The sequence below is a fragment of the Bradyrhizobium sp. AZCC 1588 genome (assembly GCF_036924735.1).
In the GTDB taxonomy this organism is placed as follows: Bacteria; Pseudomonadota; Alphaproteobacteria; order Rhizobiales; family Xanthobacteraceae; genus Bradyrhizobium.
The window spans coordinates 5,002,275-5,016,962 of record NZ_JAZHSC010000001.1 but is presented as its reverse complement, the minus strand read 5'-3'; the positions used below and the strand labels follow the sequence as shown (position 1 = coordinate 5,016,962).

13 protein-coding genes are annotated in these 14,688 nt (G+C 58.8%); 8 read left to right on the top strand and 5 right to left on the bottom strand.

Annotation, left to right across the window (positions count from 1 at the left end; genetic code table 11):
* Positions 1 to 21: 21 nt before the first annotated feature.
* Both gmd and fcl read left to right on the top strand, forming a co-directional pair.
* Positions 22 to 1,107, top strand: coding sequence for a GDP-mannose 4,6-dehydratase (gmd, locus tag V1277_RS23420; RefSeq protein WP_334418311.1), 1,086 nt, complete (start codon positions 22 to 24; stop codon positions 1,105 to 1,107).
* Positions 1,088 to 2,035: a GDP-L-fucose synthase gene (fcl, locus tag V1277_RS23415; RefSeq protein WP_334418310.1), complete on the top strand. Its 948-nt coding sequence runs from the start codon at positions 1,088 to 1,090 to the stop codon at positions 2,033 to 2,035. Before gmd ends, fcl begins: the two co-directional genes overlap by 20 nt.
* 58 nt (positions 2,036 to 2,093) lie before the next feature.
* On the opposite strand, the gene V1277_RS23410 is transcribed toward fcl, so the two are convergent.
* Both V1277_RS23410 and V1277_RS23405 read right to left on the bottom strand, forming a co-directional pair.
* Complete coding sequence (locus V1277_RS23410; RefSeq protein ID WP_334418309.1) at positions 2,094 to 2,909, bottom strand: CpsD/CapB family tyrosine-protein kinase; 816 nt, start codon at positions 2,907 to 2,909, stop codon at positions 2,094 to 2,096.
* Positions 2,910 to 2,925: 16 nt separating this feature from the next.
* Positions 2,926 to 4,272 carry a sugar transporter gene (locus V1277_RS23405; protein WP_334418308.1) on the bottom strand — a complete coding sequence of 449 codons (1,347 nt, stop codon included), beginning with the start codon at positions 4,270 to 4,272 and terminating at the stop codon, positions 2,926 to 2,928.
* Between the two features lie 277 nt (positions 4,273 to 4,549).
* Here V1277_RS23405 and V1277_RS23400 point away from each other — a divergent pair, with 277 nt between their 5' ends.
* The 3 genes from V1277_RS23400 (at position 4,550) to V1277_RS23390 (ending at position 7,360) form a co-directional block, all read left to right on the top strand.
* Positions 4,550 to 5,386, top strand: a complete 837-nt coding sequence (locus V1277_RS23400) for an ExeA family protein (protein ID WP_334376723.1) — start codon at positions 4,550 to 4,552, stop codon at positions 5,384 to 5,386.
* 122 nt (positions 5,387 to 5,508) lie between these two features.
* Positions 5,509 to 6,093, top strand: a complete 585-nt coding sequence (locus V1277_RS23395; protein ID WP_334418307.1) for a polysaccharide biosynthesis/export family protein — start codon at positions 5,509 to 5,511, stop codon at positions 6,091 to 6,093.
* Positions 6,094 to 6,175: 82 nt separating this feature from the next.
* Positions 6,176 to 7,360, top strand: coding sequence for a hypothetical protein (locus V1277_RS23390; protein WP_334418306.1), 1,185 nt, complete (start codon positions 6,176 to 6,178; stop codon positions 7,358 to 7,360).
* A 126-nt stretch (positions 7,361 to 7,486) separates the two neighbouring features.
* On the opposite strand, the gene V1277_RS23385 is transcribed toward V1277_RS23390, so the two are convergent.
* Positions 7,487 to 9,877 carry a tetratricopeptide repeat protein gene (locus V1277_RS23385; protein WP_334418305.1) on the bottom strand — a complete coding sequence of 797 codons (2,391 nt, stop codon included), beginning with the start codon at positions 9,875 to 9,877 and terminating at the stop codon, positions 7,487 to 7,489.
* Between the two features lie 64 nt (positions 9,878 to 9,941).
* Positions 9,942 to 10,856, bottom strand: coding sequence for a WecB/TagA/CpsF family glycosyltransferase (locus tag V1277_RS23380; protein ID WP_334418304.1), 915 nt, complete (start codon positions 10,854 to 10,856; stop codon positions 9,942 to 9,944).
* 551 nt (positions 10,857 to 11,407) lie between these two features.
* Between V1277_RS23380 and V1277_RS23375 the strand changes: the two genes are divergently transcribed.
* The 3 genes from V1277_RS23375 (at position 11,408) to V1277_RS23365 (ending at position 13,743) form a co-directional block, all read left to right on the top strand.
* On the top strand, positions 11,408 to 12,052 hold the full coding sequence (locus tag V1277_RS23375) for a serine acetyltransferase (RefSeq protein WP_334418303.1): 645 nt from the start codon (positions 11,408 to 11,410) through the stop codon (positions 12,050 to 12,052).
* A 177-nt stretch (positions 12,053 to 12,229) separates the two neighbouring features.
* Entirely contained in the window at positions 12,230 to 12,757 is a 528-nt protein-coding gene (locus tag V1277_RS23370) for a serine O-acetyltransferase (RefSeq protein WP_334418302.1), read from the top strand.
* The gene (locus V1277_RS23365) at positions 12,754 to 13,743 is read left to right on the top strand and encodes a glycosyltransferase family 2 protein (RefSeq protein WP_334418301.1); all 990 of its coding nucleotides are present in this window, start codon (positions 12,754 to 12,756) and stop codon (positions 13,741 to 13,743) included. Before V1277_RS23370 ends, V1277_RS23365 begins: the two co-directional genes overlap by 4 nt.
* 64 nt (positions 13,744 to 13,807) lie before the next feature.
* Here V1277_RS23365 and rfbD read toward each other — a convergent pair whose 3' ends face one another.
* Entirely contained in the window at positions 13,808 to 14,680 is an 873-nt protein-coding gene (gene rfbD, locus V1277_RS23360) for a dTDP-4-dehydrorhamnose reductase (protein ID WP_334418300.1), read from the bottom strand.
* Positions 14,681 to 14,688 lie beyond the last annotated feature (8 nt).

Sequence of the window (14,688 nt, the reverse complement as noted above, 5' to 3'; positions counted from 1 at the left end):
CGAAGCAGTATTGGAGCAAGCATGACAGTTGAACATTCAAAACAGCGCGTGGCGCTGATTACCGGCGTCACCGGCCAGGACGGCGCCTACTTGGCCGAATATCTGCTCGGCCTCGGCTATGAGGTCCACGGCATCAAGCGGCGGTCGTCCTCGTTCAACACGGCGCGGATCGATCACCTGTACCAGGACCCGCATTCCCGCAAGGTGCCGTTCCTGCTGCATTACGGCGACATGACCGACTCGACCAACCTGATCCGGCTGATGCAGCAGATCCGGCCGACCGAGATCTACAACCTCGCCGCCCAGAGCCATGTCGGGGTCAGCTTCGAAAGCCCGGAATACACCGCCAACGCCGACGCCATCGGCGTGCTGCGGCTGTTGGAGGCGATCCGCATCCTCGGCATGGAGAAGGAGACGCGGTTCTACCAGGCCTCGACCTCCGAACTCTACGGCCTGGTCCAGGAGGTGCCGCAGAAGGAGACCACGCCGTTCTACCCGCGCTCGCCTTACGGCGTCGCCAAGCTGTACGGCTACTGGATCACGGTGAACTACCGCGAGGCCTACGGCATGTTTGCCTCGAACGGCATCCTGTTCAACCACGAGAGCCCGATCCGCGGCGAGACCTTTGTCACCCGCAAGATCACCCGCAGCGTCGCCCGCATCGAGGTTGGCCTCGACGAGGTGCTCTATCTCGGCAACCTCGAGGCCAAGCGCGACTGGGGCCATGCGCGCGACTATATCGAGGGCATGCACCGGATCCTGCAGGCCGATGCCCCCGACGATTTCGTGCTGGCGACCGGCGAGACCCGCTCGGTGCGCGAATTCGTCGAACTGGCGTTCGCCGAAGTCGGCCGCCGCATCGAGTGGCGCGGCCGGGGCGTCGACGAGACCGGGGTCGACCAAAAATCCGGCAAGACCGTGGTCCGCATCGATCCGGTCTATTTCCGCCCCACCGAAGTCGATCTTCTGGTCGGCGATGCCAGCAAGGCGCGCGAGAAACTGGGCTGGAAGCCCAAGACGTCGTTCGCCCAGATGGTCAAGGAAATGGTGGCGAACGATCTCGACGAAGCGAAGCGGGAGGTCGCCAATGGCAAGCCTGCCGTTTGAGCTGACGGGCAAGACGGTCTACGTCGCTGGCCACCGCGGCATGGTCGGCGCCGCGCTGGTGCGCCGGCTGGCGCGGGAAGACGTCGAACTGCTGACGACGCCCCGCAATGAGGTCGATCTGCGCGACCAGGCTGCGGTCAACCGCTGGTTCGCCGCCAACCGGCCGCAGGCGGTGTTTCTGGCGGCCGCCAAGGTCGGCGGCATCGTCGCCAACAACACGCTGCGCGCCGAATTCCTCTACGACAATCTGGCGATTGCAGCGAACGTGATCCATGCCGCACATGTCCACGGCGCCGAGAAGCTGATGTTCTTAGGCTCGTCCTGCATCTATCCCAAGCTGGCGCCGCAGCCGCTGCGCGAGGATTCCATGCTGACGGGGCCGCTGGAGCCGACCAACGAGCCCTATGCGATTGCCAAGATCGCCGGCATCAAGATGGTGGAGGCCTATCGCAGCCAGTACGGCGCCGACTTCATCAATGTGATGCCGACCAACCTATATGGAAGCGGCGACAATTATCATCCCGAATATAGCCACGTCGTCGCCGCGCTGATCCGCCGCTTTCACGAGGCCAAGGTTGCTGGCGCGAAGGAGGTCGTGGTCTGGGGCACCGGCACGCCGCGGCGCGAATTCCTCTATGTCGACGACCTCGCCGACGCCTGCATCCATTTGATGAAGACCTATTCGGAGAGTGAACTGGTCAATATCGGCACCGGCGAGGACATCACGATCGCCGAATTCGCCCGCGTCGTCGCGGCGACGGTCGGCTACAGCGGCGAGATCGGTTTTGATGCCTCGCGCCCCGATGGTACCCCGCGCAAGCTGCTCGATGTCAGCCGCTTGGCCAAACTCGGCTGGCGCGCCAGCACGAAGCTCGAGGACGGCATCCGGCTCGCCTACCAGGCGTTCCTGAGTGAAGGACAACAATAGTCATTCCGGAAGCCGCGTAATCGAACCTCACGCCATTCGGATCGCGGCCGGATTTGAATCAATAGTAGCCGTAGTACGAACCAGCCGCCTCGGTCGACTTATTCACAACGACGCGGACAACGGTTGTCCGTCGCAAATGCCGCTGGCATTCCTTGATGTCAGAAACCGTCGTGTTTCCAACCCCCGCAACGAGCAACGCCGCATCCATTCGAGGCAGGATCGAAATTACATCATCGCCGAGCAGCATCGGCGGAAGATCGAAGATAACGATACGTGACCGGAAATCCCGCTTGATGGTCTGCAGCATCGCCCCCATCGTCTGCGAAGCCATCCACTCGGAAGAATGCGACGAGACCGATCCGGGCAGCACCAGCATGTTGTTGGGACCGATGCTTGCCTGCATCACCGCTGACGAAAGCGGCGTGCGTCCTTCCAGGACATCGAGAACACCGCCATTGCCGTCTATGCCCAGATAATTTCCAACTGCCGGCCGGCGCAAATCGAGATCGACCAGCAGCACCGACCGCTCCGGCAGGCGTGAAATGCTCAGTGCAAGATTGCAGGCCGTCACGGTCTTTCCGCACCCGGCGGTCGGCGAGGTCACAGCCAGGAACTGCCAGCTCTTCTTGTCCATCTCCTGCAGCACCTGGGTGCGCAGCATGTCGTAGTAGCGGCCGTTCGGACCGGAAGTGCCATATGCCACGATTCGGTTGGCTTCGAGATGATCGGCCCGAAGACGCACCTCGTTAACCGGCGACTCGGCTGAGCGCTGCAGCGGTCCGTTAGCCGCAAGGGCAGATCCGCTCACGGCTCCGGGACGGTGTACCACCTCCGCAGCGCGCGCGAGTTCGACAGCCTGCTTTATTGAATCCACCACGTGACTCCGCAAATTATCGAAACAGCCCGACCCTGGCCTTGGCAATCAAGAGATCAAGGGGCGGAAGGAAGAGGTACGCAACGATCAACAGTCCGATCACAACCAGCGCGAACAGCCCTAGAAAAGCAAATATCCGCCGCCGCTGCGCACGCAACTCGGCCGCCGTCGTGATGTAGGGAATTGAAATGATCAAATGGCCATCGACCACCGACAGAAGCTCATTGCTTCTGCGGATTCCCTTGTCCAGGATTTCGACCAGAAATGCCAGCCCCGCGCCGCCAAAAAGCGCAGCCGCGAACGCCATCGCAAGGACCTTCAGCCGATTGGGCTTGATCGGCTCTTGCGGAGCCGTGGGCTGCTCGATGATTTCGAGCTTCTCGGACTGCTGGTCCTTTTCGAGGTTCTCGCCGAGCCGTGCGGCGGCCAATTTTGCCGAGGCAGCATCGAGATTTTTCTGCAAGCTCTCCTGTTGGGCGACCAAGGCCTCGAGGCTGGCCGCTGTTGCAGCATCATTGGTAGGCGCCGGCGCAGCGGCCACCTTTTCCAAGGCTTCGATCTGCTTCTTCAGGGACTGGATCACGGGATGGCGCTCTGAGTACAGCGCGCCCCTCTGAATCAACTCGGACTTAAGCTGCGTAAGGGTTGTCGGCTGGTCGGAGCCGGTTGACGATGCCGGCCTACCTTGCGTGACCCGCAACTGAGCGATCTTGGCATCAAGCGCATTGTTCTCCGCCTGAAGCCTCTGCACCTCTCGGGCCAGGAACTTCGTTGTGTCCGTGGCGCGGCTGGTTCGATCTCGAAGATCCTCGTTTAGGATCCGCGTCATCAACTCGTTGGCTACCTGCGCAGCCACCGCAGCATTGCCGTATTCGAATCCGACCGAGAAAACGATCGTAGGATTTTCCATAGCGGCGCGCGTCCGCTGCTTGAAGTCCAGTTGAAGATCGACCGGCGCGATTTTCGTGTGCTTCTTGACCTGCGCGACGAGCTCGGTCGGCGACATCAGCGAGCGCTTGTCCGGGAACAGTTTGAATTTGTCGGCGATCGCGATGAGATTGTCGCGTGTCATCGTCCGCTGCTGAATGGCCTGGATTCGCTCCTGCGCGGCGCTGGTAACTGTAGGCCGGACCAGTTCGGATGGAATCTGCTGCGATTGAACGAGTATTCGTCCTTCGGAGACATAGGTCGGTGGCCAAAGCAACGCTACCGCGGCGCCCACAGCCAGGATCGTGGCGAATGGCAGCACAAAATAGGCCCACCGCCGTTTGAACACTTCCCAGTAGAAGGCGGGCTGCAACAGGTGACTGCGGTCCTCTTGCAGCGGCTGGAAATCGTCCTCAAATTCAACTTTCTGCAGCATATATTATATTGTCCGAGCGTCTGTTTGCGACCCTGCTGGGCTGATAGTACCGCGAAATGATCGATGGCGCGTCGCTCCAAACTACAATCTAGCATCGATCTTGCAGGGATTTAATGAATAGTTGCTGAGCGCCACGATTTTCAGATTTCAATCTTAATGGCGGTTCCAATGGCTGCCGCTTTGGCAAATTTACGTAGATCAGAGAAATGGGTCGAAGGAGGCAGGGCAATTCCGCGAACTACGCTATAAGGGTCGATAGCCGGGCTAAGGAAGTTCAATGTACGAGGCATTTTATCAACTACGGGAGAAACCTTTTTCAATCCTCCCCGACCCCGACCTGATTTATTGGGGCAAAATGCATTCCATGGCGTTCACGATGCTGGAATTCGGCGTCATGAACAACGCCGGCTTCACCGTCATTACCGGTGAAATAGGTTCTGGCAAGACGACCCTGGTCCGGCATCTGCTCAAGAAGGTGAGTCCAGCGATCACCATCGGACTGATCTCGAATTCCCCGCAGGGCCGCCAGGAATTGCTGCAATGGATCCTGATGTCGCTCGGGCAACCGTTCGATGGGGATTATCCCAACCTTTTCAAGAAGTTACAAGATTTTTTATACGGTCAATTCGCCAACGGAAGGCGAACCATATTAATCATCGACGAGGCGCAGAACCTCGAGCCGGAAGCGCTCGAACATTTGCGCATGATCTCCAATATTAACGCGGACAAATTTCAGATTCTGCAGCTGATTCTGGTAGGGCAGCCCCAACTGCGCGACCTGCTGCTGGCGCCCAAACTGCATCAGTTCGCGCAGCGGATTTCCTCCGATTTCCACCTGCGCCCCCTCGATGAGCGGGAGGTCGCCAACTACATCGCTTTCCGGCTTCAGGCGGTGGGTGCCCGGCGCCCCCTCTTCACCCAAGAGGCCTGTTCGCTTATTGCGTCTGCGAGCGGTGGAATACCCCGAATGATTAACGTCTTATGTGACACGGCGCTGGTTTATGGTTTTGCCAACGATCAGCGAGTAATTTCGGATCAGATTGTGCGGGACGTTATTGCAGACAAGCAACAGTACAGCATTTTTCCGGTAAAAAAGTTCTCGCGGGTTCCCTAAGTCATTGTATTCTATTAGCTTCCCCATGGCTAAATAATGGCTGCGTGTTCGGGATAATCCCCGCACGTCGGCCCAAATGTCTTTGTTTGCGGGCTTTTTTGCCGACGGTTAGGGGAAATGACATGCGAATCTTGCTGGCACTGCTGTGTGTTGTCTTCCTGACCGCGGGGGCGGAAGCGCAGGCCCTGAAATCGGGCGACAGCCTGAGCATTTCGGTCCTGCAGGACCCGAAGCTCGATCGGACGGTTGTCGTGGACCCCTCCGGTGAAATCGCGTTTCCCCTCGCCGGCCATATCCGGGCGCGCGGGCTCACGCCATTGGCGCTCGAAAACATTCTCAAGAACAAGCTGAAGAACAACTACAAGGACGAGAATCTCGACGTTACGGTTGCTGTCATAAACGCGCCCAAGGAGATCCCCGAGGACGACCTGAAGCCGAAGATTTTCATCACCGGTGAGATCATCAAGCCGGGCTCCTATGTGGTCAGGCAGAAGACGACCTTGATGCAGGCTATTGCACTGGCCGGCGGCATCGGCCCCTTTGCTGCGAAGAATCGCATCCAGGTGAGACGCAAGGGCCCCGGCGGCGACGAAACAATTTTCATGTTTAACTATAGGGCTTACGAAGCTGGTGACGATTTAGAAGGTAACATCACCTTGCGAGCCGGCGACGTCATCATGGTTCCGGAACGGCGCTTGTTTGAGTGAGGTCTGACGCACGGCGGGGGCGAGAAGCAACGTGAAGAGAGCTGCCATAGCAGTCTCGGTGTGCTTTGGCATGGCGCCGTCCGTGGCATTTGCGTTCGATTGGTCGATAAAGGCCAGCGAGACCGAAACCGTCGAACTGAACAGCAACCAGTTCTTGCGTAGTTCCCCCGCGGGATCGGTGGGCTCCTACACGACGCTCAGCGCCGACGCACAGGCGCGTACGCCGACGTCCAAGTTCAACTTCACCGGCGACGGCAGCTACAAGAAGTATTGGGGCCCGGGCGTTGTCGGAACTGCGTCGGAATTCCTGAACTATGGCTTCAAGGCGCGCTACGAGGTTCAGGAAAAGACGAAATTCGACCGGGAGTATGTCGAGGGAAGCTGGAGACAACAGAGTACCGCTCTCGCACTGCTGAACGATCTCGGTGTCTCCGTTCCGACCTCAGGCTTTATCGATCGGCTTACGGCAACCGGCGGAATCGACCGTTCGATCACCGCAGTTGACACCGTGTCCCTGCTCGCCACGTCCTCGCGCACGAGTTACCAGCCGTCGAGCGGGGGCGGCACTCCCTTTACGGATACGTTTGCGCGCGGCAACTGGAGGCGCTCGCTAAGTTCGGTCACCGCGATCAACCTGTCCTCCGAATACGAGCTGCTCGAATATGACAACGCATTCAACACCCAGGTCCAGATTTTTCGTGATCAGGCCGGATTCGACACTACTTTGTCTGCGGTGCTTTCCTTTCGGGCCAATGCCGGTGTCGCCTATCTGGTGACCGATCGAGGAGTTCCTGCATTCGGGGGCGGGACGCCTGCCACACCCGTATCAAGCTCGGTGCTCGACTGGATCGGCGACGCGGTCCTCACCTATCGAATGCTGAAAAGCACGACTCTGTCCGTCACCGCCAGCCAGTCAGTCGGACCGAGCATTGTGGGCTCGCTGTTCAAACGGGATTCGATTACGGCATCGCTGAGCCACAGCATCAACGCACGATCCACCGTCTCGCTCGCAGCGAGCGGCAACCGACAGATCTCGACCACAACGACGGACTACGCTTCGGCGTCGGCGACATACAGCTACAATCTGACCCGCGAATGGGCGACGTCGCTCACCTACCGGTATCTGCATCGGTTCGCGAGCACCGGCACCACCATTTTCGACCCGATTACCGGCACGCCAACGGTTTCCGGCACGGGCCCCGCGGACTCCCACAGCCTGATGTTTGTCGTGACGCACAACTGGACTGTATTGCCTTCCGGCAATTAGAGCGTTTTCCAGCGAAAGCCCGCCCCGGACTTGATCCGGGGTGGACACCGGTTCGCGTCAAGAAAACGCGTCAAAACAAAAATCTAGAGCCAGGTTCAATCAGAACCGAAAGGCTCTAGCCCACGTTCACTTCATCGCAGAACGGATATTTTCCTTGAGCGGCGTCCCGTCCGGCTCCAGCGAAAATGCGGCCTTGAATCGTTCGGCCGCCTTGTCCGTCTGCCCTGCAGCCGCGTAGCTCATGCCGAGGTGATACTGGAGCGCCGCAAGGTTGTTCATTCGCGTCATAGCCGCCTCGAGCGTGGCGATCGCACCCTTGAAATCGCCGCGCTTGTACTGAGCCCACCCCAACGTATCCTGAAACTGTGGCACGTCGGAACTCCTAAGCTTTTCCGACAACTCAAATGCACGTTCCAGGCTTGGCTTGTCGGTCCGATTGTCCAGTAGCAGGCTGACGAGATTGTTGATCGCAACCATAGAATTTGGCTGGTCCTGCAAGATCGCTTCGTACTGAGATATTGCTGCGTCGTTACTCCCTCGTTGGATATGGAATCCCGCCAGGGCGAGACGGAAAGCTAAATTGCCAGGTAGCTCCGCAAGTCCAGCCTTGAGCACCTTCTCGGCCGCATCGTAGTCCTTGCTTTGAACATAGAACTCGCTCAACGCCGTGTATCCCGCCGGCTCTTTCGGCTGTTGCTCGACTGCCTTCTTGAAGTTCTGCAGCGCCTCATCGTTCTTTTTTTCCGCCAGCTTCGCCTGGCCCAGAAACACCAGAAGCTGAGCATTGGTCGGGAACTTGTTGCTCAGTCCCTGCAGCAGCGCCGCGGCTTTGTCCGGTTTGCCCTGCTTCACATAGGCTGAGGCAAGTGCCAGCGCCGGCTGCGGCGCGTCTGGCGCCGCTTTGTGCGCAGCTTCCAACGCTGCGATACTTTCCTCGATCTTGTTTTGGCCGGCGAGCGCTGCGGCGCGGATCTGTTCGGCAACGACCCGGGCTCCCTCAACGCGTGACATGGCGTCCGCGATCGCCAAGGCTCCCGACCAGTTCTGGCGGCTCAATCTGACCTGCCCGAGCGACGACCATATCTGGAGATTGCCGGAATTGCGATTGGCGGCTTCCATCAAGATCTCTTCGGCGCGAGCCGCATCGCCCTTGCGCTGCAGGAATGCGACGTAACGGAGGACGACATCAGTGTTGGAGTTGGACGATTTCAGCGCGTCGACATACTGACGATCGGCTAACTCGCCCTTCCCGCTCCGTTCATACGCCACTGCCATCAGCGATAACAGTTCAACCGATTTTGGCTGATCGTTGAGCGCTTCACGCAAATCGGAAATGGCGCTGTCGAACTGGCCCTTGTCGATGCTCATCGCTGCCCGCAGGCGCAGCGCGCCACCATTGCGGCGATCCTTTGCGAGGATTTCGGCGATCAAAGGCTCGGCTGCGGCCTTCTCTCCCTTGGAAAGATGGATTTCCGCGAGCTTTACCTGAGCAGCGAGTTTTTTGTCGGGGGCGGCGACCGTATTTGCCAGCTTCTGCAACGCTTGCACGGCGTCGGCCGTTCGGTTCTGCTGATGATTTAGCTCGGCCAATGCGATCTGGTAATCAAAATCATCGCCACCTGCCTTGACCCGCGCTTCCAGCTCCGCTCGGGCGGCATCCGCCCCTTTCGTGGCAGCCAAGAAGCGAACAAAGTCCATTCCGATCTTGCTGTCGGCCGGGCTGGCTTCGGCCCTCGCTCGGAATTCTTTCTCTGCCTCGGCGAACTTTCGCTGTGCGATGAGAAATTGCAGAAGCTGGGTTCGGTAGGTGGCCTCTTGAGGATTCTGCGCGATCAGCTTGCGCAACAACTCTTCCGCCTTTGGTAAATCCTTCTTGCGTGCATACATGTCGATTTTCTGCAGCGTGAGGCGCGTGTCGTCCTTGGAGCCCGCGGGGACCGAATCCAGAAGCTTCAATGCGCCATCCAGATCGCCATCAGCGACCTTTTTAGACGCCAGCACCGAGATCGCATCGACGTTGGCCGGATCGATCTCATATGCGCGCTGCGCCTCGCGGATCGCGCCGGCATTGTCGTTCGTGCGAAGCAGAATGATCGAGCGCAGGGCATGGAGTTCCGCGCTTGGCTTGTCGCCTTCGTTGGCGGCATCGACGACCCGAAGCGCGGCTTCGGCTGCTCCGCCCCCCACCATAATTCTTGCGAGCTTCAATCGCGCGTTCAGATCGTTCGGATCCAGTTCGACGATGCGGCGCAGATCCAGGAAGAGCGAACTCGCCTTTGTCCGCTCGTCGATACCTGCGAGCGCCCGCCAGACTTCGACCTTGTCGCTCTTGTACTTGACGGCTTTCAGAAGTTCCTTTCGCGCCTCAAGGTCGTCCTTCTTCTCGATAAGAGCCATTCCGCTCTCATAGTAACTTTGCGCGCGTTCTTCGGGCGATCCGCAGCCCGCTAGGAACGTCACGAGCAGGAGCGCAAGAGCGCCGCGAACGTGAAAAGTCTGACCGACTGGCTGCTTCATCTTTGGTCCTGGATTGCTGTCATGCGGCCTAACGCGGCCGGATAATCGTCTGTTTTCCCCGCTATCACACTTCCTGTGACAGGAGGAATTCGAATCTGTTCAGGCGAAATATTCGTCGCAGGCCGGCGGACACGCCGGTAAACAAGAGTTTCTGTCCACGGCTGGCCAATTGCTTTCGAACCATCAGGAACACCCCGAAGAATCTTGCGTCGATGTACTGGGTATTCGAAACGTCGAGGACCATTCGCTTGCCGCTGTCGAGCGCATCGCGGAGTTGCTTGATTGCCGCGTCAGCATGCGCGGCAACCGCGGCCCCGGACAGGGCAATGGTTACGGAACCGTGATCTTCGTGTCTCGCGACCGACAGCTTCTTCAAATTTCGCACGCGCCACTCGCTCAGCATCAGGGGCAGCACAGAGGTGACCAGCATTGCAAGCAGGGCCCTTCCGTCGCTCCAGTAACGCCGCCAAAGATACGGCTCTTCCTTGATGCGCCACAGCCACTCGAACCCGGTGCTGCGGAGCATCGGCGGTGCCCGCCGGACGGTCCCGGCCTCGAAATTGATGGTAGCCCCGAACTGGGCGCGAACGGGCGGGCGCAGCCGCCAGTGGTTGTGCAGTAACCAGGCCTGGGCCTTTTCCGCGCCGAAGAATACCGCAATTAAATCCGCGTTGCTCGCGTTTATTTCGTCGATTATTTCCGGCGAACTCATCTCCTCGATCGTGCCAAAACCGGGGTTGAGCACGCCGACGCATTCGAGGCCGCCGCTCTCGGCGTTCAGCCTGGCGCCGACCGCAGCCGCGAGCCCTTCAGCGCCGCCCAGCAGGAAAACCCGCAGACGCCTGCCCGTCGCGTTGACCGATTTAAGCCGGCCGAACAGGTCGCTTCCGGCAATTCTCTCATGGATCGGAATACCCAGCAGTTTGGCGATCCAGATCAGTGGCATGCCGTCGGCAAGACACAGATCGCTCAGCAGCATGGATTCCCGGAACGTGCCGTTGATCTGGCTCTTGACGAGGAAATTGACGTTGGGCGTCGAGATCAGAAATGGCGAGCCGGCATTCGTGGCGAGATCCATCGACCGCAGCAGCGAGGGAAAATCGAGCGCATCCACCGGAATGCCCAGGAGACCAAATACGTTGCGTGTAAGATCGTCCGGAGAGGCGCATGCCGATTGCGGGTCTGCAGGTTGCTCGGAAAAATCGGCCGCAACCGCCGGCGGGCGCAACGTCTTCAACATAAATGCTCCACGACCATAAATTTCGCTCGGCGCACCCCGGCGGGGCCATCATAATGCTTAACGAATAGTAAGCGATCTACTACGAAAACCATGCTTAGTGAAATCGATTTAATATACGTGATTAATATCGTAATCCTGAGTGAATGCCAATTCAGACGACGGGCTGTACGCCGCCCCCGGGAAATTGCGGGGCCGGGCTAGAGCCGAATGTTTGGCGCACTGAGAACCGGGCGCTTCCAACGCAGCCAGCCGTCCGCTATTTGGTTTAATTTAAGGACAGGTGCACACAGGTGGATCAAGCTACTGAACAGATCAGCGCCGATGTTCCCGACTGGACGCGGGAGCGCCCCCGGCAGTTCTGGGACCCCGGCCGCAAGCTGCTGCTGACGGTCCGGCGCTACCAGTTCTGGCGAGCACGCGGCGGCTTTTTCGGCGCGCTGAGCTGCAAGTTCATCGTGCTGCGTCACCGCTTCTGGAGCGTGGTGACGGGGGCCGAGATACCGCTCACCTGCCGGATCGGCGGCGGGCTGCTGATCCCCCACCCGAACGGCATCGTCATTCATCCGGACGCCAAAATCGGGGTGAACTGCCTGATTTTCCATCAGGTCACACTCGGCAGCCGCGGCCGCGGCGGGGTTCCCGAAATTGCCGGCCATGTCGACATCGGGGCCGGCGCCAAGATCCTCGGGCCGGTCAAGGTCGGCGCGCATGCGCGGATCGGGGCCAACGCCCGTCGTAATTGCCGACGTCGAGCCACACGGGGTGGCGACGGGCTATCCCGGCGGAATGGGCAAGAATCCGATCCCATAAACAGATTCCGATCATGGGCAATGGACGACGCACATAGTCCGATGACCACGACTGCGGATCGCATACTGGGCAAGATGGGTGCGGATTTCCCTTCTATCAAAGCTAAGCTTCATCAAGCCGTTTAACACAACAGCCGCCGGTCCGCGTTCATCACTAATCTTAACTAACCTCCCAATCTCGCGCCGGATGCCAGCCATCAGAGCGCTCCATGCGACCAAAAACCGTTCCTGTTCAATCCACCATGGTGGTACAGCACAGTTGGTCATTTGAACTCGCAAGCCGATCGCCGGGACTGCATTGCAATGTTTGACAATATTCGAGCCGATTTTAACGCCCACGGCCGCGACGCGGGGGCCCAGGGATTTTGGGCCATGGTGATCTATCGATTTGGTCGCTGGCGATACGGCGTGCGCCCGGCATTGCTGCGCAAGCTGTGTTCGTTCATCTACAAGGTGCTCTACAAGATTGTTCAAATCATTACTGGAATAGAGCTGCCCTGCGAGGCGACCGTAGGTCGTAATTTCGTCATCGATCATTTTGGCGGCATCATTGTCAGTGGCTACGCGCGCTTCGGAGACAATTGCCGCATCCGGAACGGCGTGGTGGTCGGGCTGCGACGTGTCGAGGAGCCAGTTGCTCCCATTATCGGCAACAACGTCGACATTGGTGCAGGAGCCAAATTGCTGGGTCCGATCAAGATCGGCGACAATTCAATTATCGGAGCCAACGCCGTCGTGATCGAGGACGTCCCTGAAAACAGCATAGCTATCGGCGTGCCCGCTGTCGTCAAGCCGCGCCGCGAGCACTCGACGGCAGCCTCCAACTCGTGACGCCCGCTGAATGGCCATACCGCTACGGCGTCGTCGTGATCGGCCGCAATGAAGGCGAGCGCCTCAAGCAATGCCTGATGTCCGCGCAAAGCTCTGATTTAATCGTTTACGTCGATTCCGGCTCGATCGACGGCTCGGTCGCTTGGGCCAGAGGCCGCGGCGTCGACGTCGTGGAACTCGATATGAAGACAGGCTTCACCGCCGCCCGGGCACGCAACGCTGGCTTCAAACGCCTCAGGGAATTGGCGCCGGACGTGGCGTACGTGCAGTTTGTCGATGGCGACTGCGCTTTGAATGAAGAATGGCCTCGAAATGCAGCTCTATTCCTGAGCGCGCACGCTGATGTTTGTGCCGTTTTTGGGCGAAGGCGGGAACGTCATCCCGAACGCTCGATCTATAATCGACTTTGCGACCACGAATGGGATGTTCCGACGGGCGAAGCGCGAGCGTTCGGAGGCGATGTCATGATGCGGGCCAACGTGCTGGAGGGAGCCGGCGGGTATCGCGAAGATCTGGTAGCTGGAGAAGAACCAGAACTTTGTGTGCGCTTGCGCGCTGCCGGATGGTCAATTTGGCGCTTGGACCACGAAATGACCCTGCACGACGCCGCAATAACAAGATTCAAGCAGTGGTGGCTAAGACACGTCCGCAGCGGATATGCGTTCGCCAACGGGGCTTATCTGCATGGCTCGGGGCCCGAGCGGATGTGGGTCTGGGAAAGTCGCAGGGCATTGTTGTGGGGCCTATTGTTACCGATGCTGTCCGCACTTGCCGTGCTGATATTCGGATTGCCGGGCCTTGCCGCACTCGCAATCTATCCATTGCAGTTGATCCGCAGGGCTTGCCGCATGCCGGGGACGAGCACCACTCAGCTCCAATTTGCGCTGTTCGAATTGCTCAGCCGCTACCCAGAGTGCGTTGGACAGCTAAAATTCGCCCGCGACAGATTCTTCCGATCCAAAAAGACGCTTATCGAATATAAATAGTTAGACGCCGGGCCCTGATGTCGACACGCCGACCATGTCCTGGCGCAGGGCGTATTTGCGCGGTTCAATCGCGACCAGCAACTTCCGGGCGGGGAAATTTCTCTTTCAGGTATCGCTTCAGTGCGTCTTTCCAGTTCGGCAATTGAATTCCAAGCGACTTGGCATTCGTGTTCGCAAGAACCGAATACCTCGGTCGACGGACCACACCTGATCGGCCACCGCGATCGACGGGTCGGAGATCGACGTCAATGCGAAGATGCTCAAAAATAGCCGCCGTAAATTCATACCAGGAGCACTCACCTTCATTAATAAGATGGTAAATTCCCGGCATCGCCGCAGGGTTTCCGATCAGGGCATGAACGGCCACGCTCAAATCTTGCGTAGATGTGGGACAAACAATTTGGTCGCTGGAAATTTCCAGGCGTCCTCCGCGATGGCCGTCGGCGACTCGATTGTCGACGAAATTGCCTCCCTTTGAAGCAGCTCCGGCGTTCCCGAACAGGCCGCAAGTGCGCACAATCGTGACATTCTCGGGGGCCGCAGCGCGAGCCGCCATTTCTCCCGCAAGCTTGCTGATGCCATAGATCTGAAGCGGCGCAGGACGATCCTCTTCGGAATAAGGGCGCAATTGGTCGCCGCCAAACACGTAGTCCGTGCTAAAGGTCATAAGCTGAACGTTCTGTTCCTGACAGATCCGAGCGAGATTTCGGACTGCGACACAATTCAGTTCAAACGCCCGGCCTGGCTCCTCTTCGCATTTGACGACGTTGTGAAACGCCGCCGTATTGATCACCCAATCGACCCCCGTTGCTTTTATCCTCGCAGAGATACCTTCAACGTCCGTCAGATCAAGTTCTTGTCTGGAAGCCGCGATCAGCTCGTAACCCGGGTTGTTTCTGACAAGGTCTGATCCCAATTGCCCGGCGGCACCGATCACCAACACTC